Genomic DNA, 14,574 nt, shown 5'->3' on the forward strand with positions numbered 1-14,574 from the left:
GGTGTCGGATTGCGGGGTGTCCGCGCCATGGATGGCGCGGCCAAGCCTACAGGGACGTACTTGCGGCGTCCCCGCAATCCGACACCGCCACGCCCTCCCACGGAATGCACGCACGCTGTTGCTGTTGCTTGCGCAGTGGCCTCTGCAGGTGCAGGGCGCAGCCCTGCCGAACACCCCCTCAACGCAGGCGGATCAGCAGGCTGCCACCAGCACAGATCGTCGCCAGCCACGCCACGCCCTGCCACCCCCACTGCGCCAACGCCAAGCTGCCCAGTGCGCCACCGCCGGCCATGCCGATGAACATGCCGGTGAACAGCAGCGCGTTGAGGCGACTGCGTGCCGGCGGCACCAGACCGTAGACCAGAGTCTGGTGCGCGACCAGCGCCGACTGGAAACCGAAATCGAACAGCAACGCGCTGACCACCAGCAACGGCAGCAGCGCAGCGGCCGGCAGCCATGACTCGGCCAGCAACAGGGCAAAGCCTGCCAGCGCGACGGCGATCGCCAACCGCGCTACCGCAGGGCTGCCCAAGCGATCGGCGAAGCGGCCCGCAACGGGCGCAGCCAATGCACCCGCAGCACCGGCAATGCCGAACGCACCCGCAGCGGCACTGCCCAGACCCAGCCGTGCATGCAGCATCAGCGCCAGCGTCGACCAGAACGCACTGAAGCCCGCCGCCAGCAGCGACTGGCTGGCCACGGCGCGGCGCAACTGCGGCTGCTCGCGCCAGAGCGCCAGCAACGAGCCCAACAGCGCGGGGTAGCGCAGCGTGCTGGTCGCGGCGAAGTGTGGCAGTGCCCGTGCCATCACCGCGCCCATCGCCAGCACCGAGAGAGCCGCCAGGCCGAACTGCACGCGCCAGCCCCAGGCTTCGGCCACCACGCCGCTGACCACGCGCGACAGCAGGATGCCCAGCAGCAGGCCCGTCATCACCCGGCCCACCACCTGCCCACGCTGCGCATCCGGTGCCAGCACCGCGGCGGCCGGCACGATGTCCTGCGCCAGCGTGGCCATCAGCCCGACCAGCAGGCTGGCAACAAGCAGCCCCGGCAACTGGCCGGCCAAGGCCGCCGCCCCCAGGGCCAACGCCAGCAAAACCGACTTCAGCAGGATCAGGTTGCGCCGGTCGAAGCGGTCGCCCAGCGGAGCCAGCAGCAGGATGCCCAGCGCATAGCCCAGCTGGGTCAGGGTCGGCACCAGGCCCACGGCGCGCTCGCCGGCACCCAGATCCTGGGCGATCAGGCCCAGCATCGGCTGGCTGTAGTAGAGCGAGGCCACCGAGAAGCCCGCACCGGCGGCCATGGCCAGTACCAGTGATGGGGCGGGCGCGGCGCTGGGCGCAGTGGTGATGGTTGAGAGCGAGGGAGTGGACATGGGGGCATCCGGGAAAGAAGTGGAGCGTAGCGTGCCGATATTCGCAGTGCGTCTGTAGTAGGCTCAGCCACATACTTGCCATACGTCATACGCATGAACGACCTTGCCTCGGGTGGCGACCGCCTGGATCTGCTGCGTACCTTCCTGCGTATCGTGGACAGCGGCAGCCTTTCTGCTGCTGCCCTGCAGCTGGGCACCACCCAGCCCACCGTCAGCCGTCGGCTGCAAGCACTGGAGCGGCAACTGGGCCTGCGCCTGCTGCAGCGGTCCACCCACGGCCTGCTGCTGACCGAGGACGGCCAGCGCTGCCAACGCCATGCGCAGCGGGTAGTGGACGAATGGGAAGCGCTGCAGGCCGAGCTGCACGGCCAGGCCCAGATGCTCAGCGGTCGCCTGCGGGTGATGGTGCCGCATGCATTCGGCCAGGCGCAGCTGCTGCCGACCATGCTCGATTTCCTCGCCCAGCATCCACAGTTGAGCCTGGAGTGGATCCTTGAGGACCGCCGCCCGGACTTCATCGCCGAAGGCATCGACTGCGCGGTGCGGGTCGGCACGGTCGACGAACCGCGCATGGTCGCCCTGCCGCTGGCCGAAGTACCGCGCATCGTCGTAGCCGCACCCTCGCTGGCCGACGCGGGTTCGATCACCACGCCCGAGCAGGCGCAGGCATTGCCATGGATCTCGCTGGTCACCTACTACCGCGAACGTCTGCTGCTGCACGACGCGCAAGGCCGCGCACACACGCTGTCCATCACGCCACGCCTGCTCAGCGACAACCTGTTCGTGGTGCAGCAGGCCGCACGTGCTGGATTGGGCGCGGCGGTGGTTTCGGCCTGGCTGGTGGCCGACGACCTGGCCGAAGGGCGATTGGTGCAGCTGCTGCCGGACTGGCAGGCACCGCCGCTGCCGGTGCATCTGGTGTTCCCTGCCGCACGACAGCAACCCCTGCGCCTGCGCGCCTTCATCGACGCGATGAAAGCCGCGCTGCCACAACTGCATGGCATGCGGCCGGCGCCACGCTAGGCGCTGCCGGCGACATCAACGCGGGCGTGGTTCTACTTCGCCGCGGCATTCCAGCCAGCGACCTTGGCCTTGGTGTCGGCCAGCATCCTGTCCAGCGCCGCGCGATCGTACACATCGCCGCGCAGGATCACACTGTCGATCTTTTCGGTGGCGGCGATGTCCTGCAGCGGATTGGCGGTCAGCAGCACCAGATCGGCCGCCTTGCCCGTGGCGACACCGCCATAGCGCTGCATCTGGCCGAACCAGGCCGGGCCGGAGCGGGTCGCGGCGGACAGCGCCTGCGGTGCGCTCAGGCCTTCCTTCACGAACAGCTGCAATTCCTGGTGCAGGCCGACACCCGGGTAGTTGAACGAGTTGAGGAAGCCCGCATCGGTGCCGGCAATGATCGTCACCCCCGCTTCCTGCAGCAGCGGCAGCACTGCGGCCACCTGGTGGTACTGCGCATGGCGCGCCTCGATCTGCGCCGGCGTCGCCTTGGCCGCGCGCTCCACGCGCCAGGCGTACGTCGCGCGCAGGCCCGGGCCGATGTAGGCCAGATACGGATCGTTGGCGTGGTCGTCCTGGTCGAGGAAGTCGAGGATGCGGCCGCCATTGAGCGTCGGCGTCACGAATACGCCGCGCTTGGCGAAATCACGATAGGCGTGCAGCGCGGTTTCGCGATCGAAGCTGGCGTCGAGGCGGCGGTTGGCCTCGGCGCGGTCGATGCGCCCAGCGCCAAAATCGGCGGCAATCTGCGCTTCATCCTTGCTGCCCGCCTTGAAGGCATAGTCCAGATGCTCGATCGAGGCCAGGCCTGCGTCAACTGCCTGTTCCACCGTCAACGCCATCGGAATATGGCCTGAGGCCTTGAACCCCGCCTTGCGCGCGGCACTGGCCGAGTACAGGAACAGTTCCGGGGTCAGCGTGCTGTCGGTGATCTTCACGAAATCGACCTTGTCGTGCTGCAGGCGTTCGATCGCCTTGTCCGCGTCGGCCTTGCTGCCCACCTCGATCGTGCCCTTCCAGACCGGCTTGATGCCTTCGATCTTCGCACCCGACGTCAGCAGGCGCGGACCGAACAGCGTGCCGTTGGCAATTTCGCCGCGCCACTGCAGTACCTGCTGCGGCAGATCGCCGGAGCAGTCACGGATCGTGGTGATGCCGTGGGCGATGTACAGCGGCAGCAGCGCCTTGTTCTCTTCCACCAGCGCCGGGCCGCCACCGAAATGCACGTGCATGTCCCACAGGCCGGGAATCAGGTACTTGCCCTTGGCGTCGATCTGGCGGCTGCTGCTCCACTGGCTGCGCACCTGCGCATCGGGACCGACCGCGACGATGTCCTCGCCACGGATGACCACGCTCTGCCCGGGCACGCTGCGTGCGTGCTCGACATCGACCACGGTGGCGTTGCGGATCAGCAGATCGGCGCGCTCGGCGGCAGACGCCGACAGCGGTGCAACCGCAAGAAGGACGGCAAGGGACAACGGATGGGAACGGAACATGGAGAGCATCCTGGTGGGCACGGCAGCGTGCGGGTGGAAGGGGCGAGTGTCAGCGTGTCGCGCCGTGCTGGCGCAGCAATGTTTCGATGTGGGTGTAGCCGCGTTGCCGGGCATGCGCCAGCGGCGTTACGCCGTCGCCATCGGCAAGCTCGGGGTTGGCACCGGCGTCCAGCAGCAGCTGCACGATCTGCACGTGGCGCGAACCACCATCGCCGAGCAGGATCGCCTCCAGCAGCGCAGTCCAGTGCAGGCGATTGACATGGTCCACGGCCACGCCGGCGCGCAGCAGCGTACGCACGGTAGCGACATGACCGCGTTCGGCAGCAGGAATCAGCGCGGTACCGCCATAGCGGTTGGTGCTGCGCAGGTCTGCACCGTGCGCCAGGGTCAGCGCCAGGATCTCGTCCAGGCCGCGTGCGCCAGCGTACAGGTAGGCGCTGTCCTGCATCGCGTCCTTGGCATTGACGTCGGCGCCGGCCTCGATCAGCTCGCGCGCCGCGTCCACGTTGTTGCCGTGGGTGGCCAGCAGCAGGGCCGTGCGGCCCTGGCCGTCACGGGCTTCCAGATCGGCACCCGCGTCCAGTGACTCGCGCACGGCCTCGGCGTCGCCGCGGCTGGCGGCATCGCGCAATTGCGCATCAGCGTCGCTGCTGGAAGTCGCCGTGCACGCCGGGATCACCATGACCAGCAGGCACATCAACAGCATGCGAGCCACTGCCGAACGACGCTGCCGGGAGCGAAGGTGGTGCATCGTGACTCTCCTCATGCGCGATGGCGCCGGCCATTGCCGGCCCCTGCCCTGCATGGTAGAAGTCGGCACGGGTATCCAGAAGTGAAATGTTCAAATGCAAGACAGTGCCAAATCGAATAGAACAGTGTTCGAACTGGACCTGCTGCGGGCCCTGGTGATGGTCGCCGACTGCGGCAGCTTCACCACCGCGGCCACCCGCCTGCATTCGACCCAGTCCACGGTCAGCCAGAAGGTTCGCCGCCTGGAGGAACTCGCCGGTCACCGCCTGCTCGAGCGCGGCCACCGCGACGTGCATCCCACCGATGCCGGGCACACCCTGCTGGGCTATGCCCGGCGCATGCTCGATCTGAACGAGGAGCTGGCCCAGGCATTGGCCGGTGCCACCGTGGAGACCGCAGTGCGCATCGGTGTGCCGGAGGACTTCGTCAACGCACAGACCACGCGCATGCTCGCCGCCTTCAGCCGCCGCCACCCGCAGGTCAAGCTGGAAATCAGCAGCGGCCTCAGTCGTGATCTGGCCCACGGCTTTGACCATGGCGAGCTGGACCTGGTGCTGGTCAAGCAGCGTCGCAACACTCGCCAGGCCGTGCGTTGCCGCCGCGAGCCGATGCACTGGATCGACAGCCTGCGCAGCAGCAGCCTGCAGCAGGACCCGCTGCCGCTGGTCACGTTCCCGCCGCGTGGGCTGTACCGCGACGAGATGATCCAGGCCGTCGAGGCACTGGGCCTGCGCTGGCGCATCGCGTTCACCAGTTCCTCGCTGAGCGGCATCCAGGGCGCGGTGGCGGACGGCATCGGCATCAGCCTGCTGCCACGTCGCGCGGTCAACCGCGAACACCGCATCATCGATGGCCAGCGCGACCTGCCGGTGGTCGACAACTACGAGATCGGCCTGCTGCATCGTGCCGATGCCGATGATGCGGTGCGTGCGCTGGCCAGCGAACTGTGGCGCCAAGTGCAACGCGAACCGGACTGACAACAGTAGATCCACGCCATGCGTGGATGGAAACGGCCCTCCGGCATCCGAAAAGGCGCTGGAGCGCCAGCCGGTACACGCTTGTCGCAAAAGGCCCACTGGTGGCCTATCCAAAGCCTGGGCGATAGGGTAGTGAACGTCTTCTCCGGATTGCCCCGCCTATGACCAACAAGTACCAAGTTACTTTGACCCCTGCTCCGAAGGACGAAGCCGACATACGGTTCGATCCGCTGCCACCTGCACTCATCGCGCACATGCAACAGCAGCGTGCAAAGGTTGCTGCCCAGGTCGCATCTGCGTTCCCCACCGTGCCTGCTCAATGGCCGCTGCTGCCAAGCACGCTGCAACGCGTCGTCGATGCAGAACTGATCGATCACGATGATTGTGACGGTTGGGAAGCACTGGGGGTCGCATTCGGTGACTGTCTGGCACAGCGTGTACCGGAACTTGCCTGGACCCAGGTAACCGATGCCTGGGGCGTCGATGCGGTTCTCCGCTATGGAGAGGCCAATAGCATCGTCAGCGCCGTCACCATGTTGATCAAGCGCGTCGAAGAAGGCGAGACCATCGAGATCAACCATCTGCTTGAAGCCCTTGAGGAACTCGTCATCCAGCAAGCGCTCAAGTCCAGCTGAGCCCATGAGCGGACAATTGAGCCGCGCAGAATGACGTATGCGGACCTTGATGCTGCACCTGCGGGAGCAATCAGAGTTCGCGCATTGATCATTGATATCTGATCAGACCTGCCGCGCTAAGGCACTACATCGCCGGCTATAGTGCCCGTTGTTTCCGTGCCCCACGGCGCCATGCCATGTCCGACGAAATCCCCACCCGCTTCGATCCCCTGCCCGCTGCGCTGCAAGCGCATCTGCAGCACCAGCGTTCGCTGATCGCCGCTCGCGTAGCCGCCGGCTTCCCCACCCTGCCCGTGCAGTGGCCGCTGGGGGCCCCCACGCTGCAGCGCGTAGTCGATGCGGAGCTGATCGATCGTGACGACTGCGATGGCTGGGAGGCGCTGGGCGTGGCGTTCGGCGACACGCTGGCCCAGCGCGTGCCGGGCCTGGCCTGGATGCAGGTCACTGACGCCTGGGGCATCGACGCGGTGCTGCGCTATGCCGACAGCAGCCTGCAGATCGGAGTCAGCACGCTGCTGCTCAAACGCGTCGAGCAGGGCGAGACGATCGACATCGCCCATCTGCTGGCGTGGTTGGAGGAGTTCGTCGCCACCCGCGCCGACGATTACGCCTGAAGGGCTGCCGAGCATGGCTCGGCACTACAAGGGGTTGGCGCGGCGTGATGGGTAGATCCACGCCATGCGTGGATGAACGTGACCGCGCGATGGTTCCATCCACGCATGGAATGGATCTACAGCCAGCGACCGTCGACCACCACGCGGCGCTCCACCGGCACCCCTGCCACCGCAGCCGGACCATGGTCGGCACGTACCGCCACGAAGGTGGCCGGAAGACCATCTGCAATGCCGTGCTGCGGCAACCCGATCACCGCCGCCGCGTGGGTGGTGACCATGTCCAACGCCAGCATCAGGTCCGCATCGGTGTAGAAGCCCGACCGATAGCCCAGCAGCATCGCCCGCTGCAGCAGGTCGCCGTTGCCGTACGGCCACCAGCAATCGCGGATGTTGTCGTTGCCCGCGAACACGCGCACTCCTGCGTCGTGCAGGGCGCGCAGCGGCGGGAACGGATGGTCGCCCGGCGCATTGCTCATGATCGCTACGCCTGCGGCAGCCAACGCCTCGCCGACCTGCAGCGCGCGTGCCAATGGCACCTCGCCCAGCGCATAGGCATGACTGACTGCCACCCTGCCCTGCAGGCCCGACGCGCGCGTGCGCGCCGCGATCCGCAGCAGCTGCGCCAGCCCGGTCTCGCCCGGCTCGTGCAGGTGGATGTCCAGGCGTACGCCATAGCGCTCGGCCAGCCCGAACAACAACGCCAGCTGGCCTTCGGCATCCCCGTCCAGCGTGCTCGGGTCGATGCCACCCAGTACTTCCACCCCTGCGGCGATCGCCTGTTCCAGCACCGCCGCTGTACCCGGGCACGACATCACGCCCGCCTGCGGGAATGCCACCAGCTGGATGCGCATGATGTCGGCACAGCGCAGCGCGGCCTCGCGTACCGCCTGCAGGTGGCGCAGGCCGGTGCTGCCATCGATGTCGACGTGGCAACGCATCGCCACCGTACCGAAGCCGCTGCACTGGCGGATCAGCGCCTCGGCACGGTCCGCCATCGGTGCAGCGGCGGCTATCGCGGTCTTTTCCACCGCCAGCCGCTCACGCAGGCTGTTCACCGGCCGGTGCGGATGCCAGCGGTCGCCGACGAAGCTCTTGTCCAGATGGATATGGCCGTCGACCAGTCCCGGCAGAACGGTAAAGCCGGTCAGGTCGACGCTTTGGGCTCCCTCTGCTGCCGTGTCGTCGCCGTTGATGCCGACAAAACGGCCATCACGGACGTGGAAATGCAGGGGGGTACCGTCGCGATCGACGCCACCATGGACGAACTGCAGGGTCATCTGGATCTCTCGGAAAGCCAACACTGGCGCCATCCTGCCCGCCGCCGCTGCCATCGGCCAACGAAATATCTGCATGCCATGCATTCACCGGCACGATGAATCCCGCCCGCGACCCTGCGCCGCAGGGACGCCGGATGCACGCCTGAACGGGTAACATGGGCGCCTGTTTCCGCTGTGATGCCGCATGGGCCCGTCCGACCGCCACGATCGTCTTCGCCGCTGGCAGGCCGCGTCCCTGTTGGCCGCCGCCCCGATCGCCAGCCTGTCCGCCACCGATGCCAACGCCAGCGCGCCCCTGCAGGCGCCGCCAGGCCAGCAGCGGATCGCCTCGGCTGCGCTGGTCGAGGTGCTGCATCAGCGCGTGCTGGCCGGTCAGAGCGCCACCGCCACCCTGGAAAGCTGGTGTGCCGAGCACGGCCTGGCCGAGCAGGCCCGGGTCCGCGCCGTGCGCGTACATGGCCAGGACAAGCCTGCGCCGGCCGACGTGCTGCAGGCCCTGGGCGCCAATGCCTCCACGCCCCTGCGTTACCGCCGTGTGCAGCTGGCCTGCGGCAGCCGGGTGCTGTCGGAGGCCGACAACTGGTACCTGCCCGATCACCTCAGCGCGGCCATGAACCAGGTGCTCGACACCACCGACGAGCCATTTGGCCGTGTGGTCGGTCCGCTCGGCTTCCAGCGCCAGACCCTCACCGACCAGACGTTCTGGCCGCCACGCGGTGAAGGCGACCATGGCGTCATCCTGGAAGTGCGCGCCCTGCTCCGTGACCGCCAGCGGCAGCCTTTCAGCTACGTCATCGAGTCGTACCTGGTGCAGGCACTGCCCTGATCCAGCAATGAGCTGAATGGAGAAAGGCCCGGCAATGCCGGGCCTTTCGTTTTGCGTTTCGATCAACGGAACCGGTAATCCAGCTCCACCCAGAACTGACGGCCATAGGGGTCGTAGTTGCCGACCGGATAGAACGGCCAGCCACCGCCATTCCTGTCCGCCGGCGGCCGGCTGTCGCGCAGGTTGTTGACGATCACGCCCAGTGTCAGGTTCTCGCCGAACTGGCGGAACACACTGGCGTTGTAGGTCATGTACGGCGCGATGCGGCCACTGCCATCGCTCTTGGGCAACGAGCCATAACGGTTGCCATAGATCGTCGCGGTCCAGTCGCCCTGGTTCCAGCTGATGCTGCCATTGGCCTTGCTGCGCCACTGCCAGTCATCCAGCGAATTGCGGATGTCGCGCACTTCGTCATCGGCAAACTGCCTGTACTCGTGCTCCAGCACCAGGGTGTAGGCCAGACGCGTGGTGAAGCGGCCATAGCGGCCCGCATCGAAGCGCCAGTTGCCCTTCAGGTCGACGCCACGCACCGATTCCGATGCCGCATTGATCGGATTGATCAACACGCGGGTCACCTGGTCCGGCTGCACGGTGGCAGTGGAGGGATTGCGGATCACCCGCGACAGCGCGTCCTGGCACAGCGGCGAACCGATGTCGCGCGCCTCGCCGCCGAGGGTGCGACCCAGCCGGCAGTCGGCCTCATCGCGCAGGATGCGGCTGGTGTCGAGGCTGGTCACCTCGTTGTCGATGCGGATGTCGTAGTAGTCGGCGCTGAAATCCAGCCCGGACAGCGGCGACCAGACCACGCCGAAGCCATACGATTTGGCCGACTCCGGCTGCAGCTGCGGATTGGCGCGGTTGCTGTAGTCGATCGACAGGCCGTTGTAGTCGCAGTTGTCATACGACTGGCCGGCGGTGCGGCAGCGCCAGTAGTCGGTCATGCCCGGGTTGTAGCCACGGGTCTCGGTGGCGAACACATAGTTCATGTCCGGCGCACGGAAGCTGGTGGCGGCGGTGCCGCGGATCAGCAGGCTTTCGATCGGACGGAATTCGACACCGAAGCTCCAGGTCGCCTTGCCGAGATGCTCGCCACCGGCGCGGTACTGGTCGTAGCGACCTGCCAGGGTGGTGGTCAGCGACTGCAGCAACGGCAGCTGCAGTTCAACACCGGCCGCATAGCGGTCACGTTCGCCACCGGCACCGATGCCGGCGCTGGTGTTCCAGAATTCACCGGTGCCCAGGCGCGGGTCCGGACGATTGCGGTAGCCCTGGCTGCCCGCTTCGACCACTGCGGCCAACGCGGCATCGCCACCCGGCAATGCGAACAGGCGACCGTTGACCGTCGCGCTGAAGGTCTGCAGCCACGCCGCGTTGCGGCTTTCCTGGTAGTCGGACAGGCGACCGTACTCATCGGACGTCAGCGGCCGGAACAGGCGCGACGGATCCGGTGCGTAGACCTCCACGCCGTTGCGCACCCCTAGCTGCGGACCCAGCAGATACTCGTTGATACCGGCCAGCAGCACCGGGCGGCGCGTGCGGTTCTCGTACCGCGAGCGGCTGTAGACCGCTTCGTAGTCCCAGCCGCTGTCACCGAACTGGCCACGCGCACCAACATTGAACGACCACGAGTTTTCCAGGAAGCGATTGGCGTTGCGCGGCAGGCCGCCGATCTCCTCCGGCGCGAAGCGGCGGTACCAGCTCTCCAGGTTGCCCGTGTTCTGGTTGTAGAAGTAGTTGCGTGACGAGGTCCAGGTGGGTGCACGCGTGTTGTTGTGGATCCGTGCGCTGCCCACGGCGACATCGGCGAACAGGTCGGTGCTGTCGTTGACGTGGAACGTCAGCAGGCCGTAGCCGTTGAGGTTGCGCTTCTCGGTCTGCACGGTCCAGTAGCTGGCAGCGGCTTCGTTGCTGCCGCAGTACCATCCCTGGCGCGGGTTGTTGGTGCGCAGCACGCTGCCACCGTAGATGGCCGAAGCGGCATCGCAGCCGGCCGCGCCGGGATCGATGTTGCGACCGGTGGCGGCGTTGCGACGATAGGCGACGGCCGTCGGCTGCGGCGCCTTGCCGGTGGGATCATCGTCCAGCGAATCCATGAAGTCGCGCTGCCGCGCATGGATCGCCTTGCGCACGTCCAGTTCGAAGCCGAACAGGCCCTCCCAGCGCTCGCCCGAGCTGCCGCCCACCACCTGCACGCGCTGGTTGTCGCCACCGCCCTGCTGGGTCCCGCCGGCACGCACGTTGACGTCCACGCCGTCGAAACGGTCCTTGAGGATGATGTTGACGACGCCGGCGATGGCATCGGAGCCGTACACCGCCGATGCACCGGCGGCCAGCACCTCGATGCGCTCGATCAGCGCACTGGGGATGTTGGCCAGGTTGACCACGTTCACCGAGCCTTCGTAGGCCAGCGGATAGTCGGCCTGGCGGCGGCCGTTGACCAGCACCAGCGTGCGGTTCGGGCCCAGCCCACGCAGGTTGATGGTGTTCGCCGCCGGGGTGAAGGTATTGCCGAAGTCCTCGCCCTGCACGTTACCGGTGTTTTCAGTGAGCGCGCTCAACGCATCGAAGGCGTTGCGGTAGCCCTGCGCATCGATCTGCTCGCGGCTGATCACCGTGACCGGTGACGGCCCCTCGACGCTGGCACGCGGGATGCGCGAGCCGGTGACCTTCACTTCCTGCAATGAGGTGGGTGCGCTTTCCTGCGCGAAGGCCGGCAACGAGGCCAGCATCAGGGACGACAAGGCAAGCACCAGCGGACGCGGGCGCAGCGCCAGGGAAGAGGCGGACATGGGCTTCCTGGGGGAGTTGGGCGGGTGGTCCGGGGCGCTGGCGACGGTGCGCGCATAACGATCCCGTAACGAAAGTGTCCTGAACGGATGGTTGCAACGGAAATGACCAGCCCTGATGGCCTTATGCCTGAACCGAATCAGACCGCAGGCAGCGGCACCACCGCGTTTGCAACTTCTTTCATTGTCCCCGTTCACCCAAGTGCGGCATCGTCCCACGCCATGAACCGGTATTTCCCTGCTTCCCTGCCACCGCTGCGGCCCGTACTGCGCCGTCATCTCCTGCTGCTTCAGCACGGGCCCGTCGTGCTGCGACCTCTGCAGCGCTCGGACCTCGTCGCCTGGCGCCGCCATTATCGGCAGGTCGAGCGCGCGTGCAACCTGCCCGCCCACTTCGATGCCGAGGCCCGCTTCCTCTGCGCTGTGCAGCGATCGCAACTGCAACACGACAACGACCATCTGCAGCTCGGCGCGTTCGACGTCGAAGGCGAGCTGCTGGACCAGCTCAGCCTGCGCCTGCAGTGCGCACATGCCCGCAGTGTCGAGCTGTACTGGCTGCATGCCGGAGGCTGCCCGCAGCAACGCCAGCTGCACCCGTCGTTGCAGGCGCTGTGCACGTTCCTGTTCGAACAGGTGGGAATCCGTCGCTTGTTCGTCCTGCTGCCACCCGATACGGGCAGCGAAGTGGTCGCCACCCTGCAGGCCGTCGGCTTCGAGCACGAAGGCCTGCTGCGCGACCATCATCTGGATGACGAGGGCTGGCAGGACCGCCGGCTGTACGCGCTGACCGCCCCTGCCTGGCTGCAGCGGCGGTCAGCGGAAAGCTAGCGCACCCGCTCCAGCGCAGCATCCGCGCCGGTCAACACGCTGCAGGCATGGTCCTGCAGCTCCTCGGCGCTGGCGTCGTTGCCACTGTCAGGGTCCAGCTGCGTGGCCAGCAGAATGAATCCGGGCGCGCCGTGCGCGTCCTCGTGTCCCGCCACCAGCAGGCTCCATTGGCCAACCTTGTCCACACCGCTCAGCCCGTAGGCCAGCAGGTTGAGCGGATTGGCGGTCAACGCTTCGCCGGGCAGCAGCCGCGCCTGGTACTGATGGCCGCGCAGCAGCACCGGCAGGGGTGCCCACTGCGTACCGAGGGTCGCACGGTGGTCTTCCAGCGCACGCAGCACATCGGCGCGCAGGCAGTCGACGTGGATGTGCAGCTGGTGCTGCGAACGGCCATGCGGCGAATTCAATGCCAGGCTGGCAACGCTGCGCGGCAACGGCTGGCCCAGCGCCTGCTCGGTGCGCCCGCGCGCCTGCCAGGCGGCAGCGAAATAATTGGGTGCACCACGTCGGTACAGCGCGGGGCTTTCGATGCCGCTGACCTTGTCCAGCGGCATCAGCAGGAACTGATAGTGGCCGTGCGCGTCCTTGACCAGCACATCGCGGTGGTCGGCTGCCGGGCGCACCTGCAGGCAGTCACCCCGAGGCGACTGCGAACCCTGGCAGTCGCGCTCGATCAGGCGCCACAGCGCATCCGAATGGGCCGGCGGCGGCGCGGGGGGCACGCTGGCACAACCGGCCAGCAAGATCAGGGGCAGCAGCAGGAATCGCACGGCAACAACTCACGGGATCAGGCGCGACATTCAGCGCCGCGCGCCATTCTAGCCAGTGGGATGTGGCAATCAGTAGGTGCCGAAAGGCACTTCAACCACGACCGGGGCGCCCGCAGGCAGCAGCTGCAGGGTGTAGCGGTCCAGTGCGCCATCATCATCGGCCAGCGGCTGGCGGTGGAACTGCAGGCGGTAATGGACCTCGCCCAGGCGCACCTCGCTGCCGTCGGCGGCCAGCACGGCAGCGTCGGGCAGCAGCAGCCCGCCCAGATCGCTGTAGGCACCGGCAACATCGGTGAACGCATAGTCGGCCAGTTCATCCACCCGCTGCATCGCATAGACATGCGGCAGGTACGGTCGCGCCGGGCTGCGGCCATTGCTCAGATCGGTCACCCCGGCCTGCGGCAGGTGGTACTGCTCGCGCAGCGCGGCAACACCCAGCGACTCGCTGGCCACCTGCAGGCAGCACACCGTGCGCTTGCCTTCGCGGTCGAGGATGGCGAAGCGATCACCACGGGTGGCAGCCTGCGGCAGCAGCGCGAACGCCAGGTTGCGCTGCGCCGGCTGGTAACCCGCTTCGGTCTGCAGGTTGCGCCAGCCACCGAACACCGGCGCTTCGGCGGCGGGCGCTGCGACCGGTTCGACGGCCAAGGCGGTCACTGCCATGCAAAGCAGCGACAGCACAGCCACCGCCTTCACTGCGTTCTGCCTGCCACACAAACTGCCTGCCGTCATACTGGACCCAACACCTGCACCGGACTGGCCCGGCCTGCCCGCCGGCACGCTGCCGGCAACGCCGGCCACTATGCAGTGCAGCGGCCGCGCGGGCAATGACCCGAACGCTGCCGGGTTTCGCGCGGTCAGTGCTATCGTGCCGCCAATCCCCTGCGCAGGAGCGCCCGCATGACCATCCGCCTGACTCTGTTGCTGCCCGCCTCGGCCTTGTTGCTGTCGGCCTGTGTCAGCACTCCCGGCCCGGAGGTCAAGGGCAGTGGCCGCTGCGATGCCAGCCAGCTGGGCTGGGCCATCGGCCAGCCGGCCAACGAGCCGAACATCCGCCGCCTGTCCAGCGAAAGCGGCGCCGGCATGGTCAATCCCATCGGCCCGGCCACCATCACCACCAAGGACATCCGCCAGGACCGCCTGCGCGTGTTCGTGGACAAGGACAACATCATCACCGCCACCCGCTGCGAGTAAACGCGCCAGCGTCGTCGCACAGAGCCGGGCCCCTGCCC

Annotated in this window: 14 protein-coding genes; 7 read left to right on the forward strand and 7 right to left on the reverse strand. The window is 67.3% G+C overall.

The genetic code is table 11. The features are described 5' to 3' along the window. Positions 1–178: 178 nt before the first annotated feature. Entirely contained in the window at positions 179–1,375 is a 1,197-nt protein-coding gene (locus ACFX4F_RS17410; RefSeq protein ID WP_380657453.1) for an MFS transporter, read from the reverse strand. 93 nt (positions 1,376–1,468) lie between these two features. Between ACFX4F_RS17410 and ACFX4F_RS17415 the strand changes: the two genes are divergently transcribed. Continuing rightward, on the forward strand, positions 1,469–2,398 hold the full coding sequence (locus ACFX4F_RS17415; RefSeq protein ID WP_099821540.1) for a LysR family transcriptional regulator: 930 nt from the start codon (positions 1,469–1,471) through the stop codon (positions 2,396–2,398). 32 nt (positions 2,399–2,430) lie between these two features. On the opposite strand, the gene ACFX4F_RS17420 is transcribed toward ACFX4F_RS17415, so the two are convergent. After that, complete coding sequence (locus ACFX4F_RS17420) at positions 2,431–3,879, reverse strand: amidohydrolase family protein (protein ID WP_380657456.1); 1,449 nt, start codon at positions 3,877–3,879, stop codon at positions 2,431–2,433. A gap of 49 nt (positions 3,880–3,928) precedes the next feature. Continuing rightward, positions 3,929–4,630, reverse strand: a complete 702-nt coding sequence (locus ACFX4F_RS17425) for an ankyrin repeat domain-containing protein (RefSeq protein ID WP_380657458.1) — start codon at positions 4,628–4,630, stop codon at positions 3,929–3,931. A 94-nt stretch (positions 4,631–4,724) separates the two neighbouring features. On the opposite strand from ACFX4F_RS17425, the gene ACFX4F_RS17430 reads away from it, so the two are divergent. The 3 genes from ACFX4F_RS17430 (at position 4,725) to ACFX4F_RS17440 (ending at position 6,855) form a co-directional block, all read left to right on the forward strand. After that, entirely contained in the window at positions 4,725–5,606 is an 882-nt protein-coding gene (locus ACFX4F_RS17430; RefSeq protein ID WP_380657460.1) for a LysR substrate-binding domain-containing protein, read from the forward strand. 161 nt (positions 5,607–5,767) lie between these two features. After that, complete coding sequence (locus ACFX4F_RS17435; RefSeq protein WP_380657462.1) at positions 5,768–6,241, forward strand: DUF3806 domain-containing protein; 474 nt, start codon at positions 5,768–5,770, stop codon at positions 6,239–6,241. Between the two features lie 176 nt (positions 6,242–6,417). After that, positions 6,418–6,855, forward strand: coding sequence for a DUF3806 domain-containing protein (locus ACFX4F_RS17440; protein ID WP_380657464.1), 438 nt, complete (start codon positions 6,418–6,420; stop codon positions 6,853–6,855). Between the two features lie 116 nt (positions 6,856–6,971). Here ACFX4F_RS17440 and ACFX4F_RS17445 read toward each other — a convergent pair whose 3' ends face one another. After that, positions 6,972–8,132, reverse strand: a complete 1,161-nt coding sequence (locus ACFX4F_RS17445; RefSeq protein ID WP_380657493.1) for an amidohydrolase family protein — start codon at positions 8,130–8,132, stop codon at positions 6,972–6,974. 184 nt (positions 8,133–8,316) lie between these two features. Between ACFX4F_RS17445 and ACFX4F_RS17450 the strand changes: the two genes are divergently transcribed. Further along, the gene (locus ACFX4F_RS17450; protein WP_180167343.1) at positions 8,317–8,958 is read left to right on the forward strand and encodes a hypothetical protein; all 642 of its coding nucleotides are present in this window, start codon (positions 8,317–8,319) and stop codon (positions 8,956–8,958) included. Between the two features lie 62 nt (positions 8,959–9,020). Here the strand turns inward: ACFX4F_RS17450 and ACFX4F_RS17455 are convergent, their stop codons facing one another. Beyond that, on the reverse strand, positions 9,021–11,747 hold the full coding sequence (locus ACFX4F_RS17455) for a TonB-dependent receptor domain-containing protein (RefSeq protein WP_380657466.1): 2,727 nt from the start codon (positions 11,745–11,747) through the stop codon (positions 9,021–9,023). A 303-nt stretch (positions 11,748–12,050) separates the two neighbouring features. Here ACFX4F_RS17455 and ACFX4F_RS17460 point away from each other — a divergent pair, with 303 nt between their 5' ends. Next, the gene (locus ACFX4F_RS17460; RefSeq protein ID WP_380657468.1) at positions 12,051–12,572 is read left to right on the forward strand and encodes a GNAT family N-acetyltransferase; all 522 of its coding nucleotides are present in this window, start codon (positions 12,051–12,053) and stop codon (positions 12,570–12,572) included. Here the strand turns inward: ACFX4F_RS17460 and ACFX4F_RS17465 are convergent. Beyond that, positions 12,569–13,342, reverse strand: coding sequence for a CDP-diacylglycerol diphosphatase (locus ACFX4F_RS17465; protein ID WP_099821531.1), 774 nt, complete (start codon positions 13,340–13,342; stop codon positions 12,569–12,571). The genes ACFX4F_RS17460 and ACFX4F_RS17465 overlap by 4 nt on opposite strands. 69 nt (positions 13,343–13,411) lie before the next feature. Beyond that, a complete protein-coding gene (locus ACFX4F_RS17470) occupies positions 13,412–14,074 on the reverse strand; it encodes a decarboxylase (RefSeq protein WP_380657471.1) in 663 nt (220 codons plus the stop codon). 168 nt (positions 14,075–14,242) lie between these two features. Between ACFX4F_RS17470 and ACFX4F_RS17475 the strand changes: the two genes are divergently transcribed. After that, positions 14,243–14,536 carry a hypothetical protein gene (locus ACFX4F_RS17475; protein ID WP_025878511.1) on the forward strand — a complete coding sequence of 98 codons (294 nt, stop codon included), beginning with the start codon at positions 14,243–14,245 and terminating at the stop codon, positions 14,534–14,536. The last annotated feature ends 38 nt before the right edge of the window (positions 14,537–14,574 follow it).

It is taken from the genome of Stenotrophomonas sp. YIM B13575 (genome assembly GCF_042787595.1).
Taxonomy (GTDB): domain Bacteria; phylum Pseudomonadota; class Gammaproteobacteria; order Xanthomonadales; family Xanthomonadaceae; genus Stenotrophomonas; species Stenotrophomonas lactitubi_B.

Excerpts from the sequence above, each read along its gene's own strand:
- ACFX4F_RS17410 (WP_380657453.1), bottom strand. The coding sequence starts at position 1,375 with ATGTCCACTCCCTCGCTCTCAACCATCACCACTGCGCCCAGCGCCGCG.
- ACFX4F_RS17415 (WP_099821540.1), top strand. The coding sequence starts at position 1,469 with ATGAACGACCTTGCCTCGGGTGGCGACCGCCTGGATCTGCTGCGTACC.
- ACFX4F_RS17420 (WP_380657456.1), bottom strand. The coding sequence starts at position 3,879 with ATGTTCCGTTCCCATCCGTTGTCCCTTGCCGTCCTTCTTGCGGTTGCA.
- ACFX4F_RS17425 (WP_380657458.1), bottom strand. The coding sequence starts at position 4,630 with ATGCACCACCTTCGCTCCCGGCAGCGTCGTTCGGCAGTGGCTCGCATG.
- ACFX4F_RS17430 (WP_380657460.1), top strand. The coding sequence starts at position 4,725 with ATGCAAGACAGTGCCAAATCGAATAGAACAGTGTTCGAACTGGACCTG.
- ACFX4F_RS17435 (WP_380657462.1), top strand. The coding sequence starts at position 5,768 with ATGACCAACAAGTACCAAGTTACTTTGACCCCTGCTCCGAAGGACGAA.
- ACFX4F_RS17440 (WP_380657464.1), top strand. The coding sequence starts at position 6,418 with ATGTCCGACGAAATCCCCACCCGCTTCGATCCCCTGCCCGCTGCGCTG.
- ACFX4F_RS17445 (WP_380657493.1), bottom strand. The coding sequence starts at position 8,132 with ATGACCCTGCAGTTCGTCCATGGTGGCGTCGATCGCGACGGTACCCCC.
- ACFX4F_RS17450 (WP_180167343.1), top strand. The coding sequence starts at position 8,317 with ATGGGCCCGTCCGACCGCCACGATCGTCTTCGCCGCTGGCAGGCCGCG.
- ACFX4F_RS17455 (WP_380657466.1), bottom strand. The coding sequence starts at position 11,747 with ATGTCCGCCTCTTCCCTGGCGCTGCGCCCGCGTCCGCTGGTGCTTGCC.
- ACFX4F_RS17470 (WP_380657471.1), bottom strand. The coding sequence starts at position 14,074 with ATGACGGCAGGCAGTTTGTGTGGCAGGCAGAACGCAGTGAAGGCGGTG.
- ACFX4F_RS17475 (WP_025878511.1), top strand. The coding sequence starts at position 14,243 with ATGACCATCCGCCTGACTCTGTTGCTGCCCGCCTCGGCCTTGTTGCTG.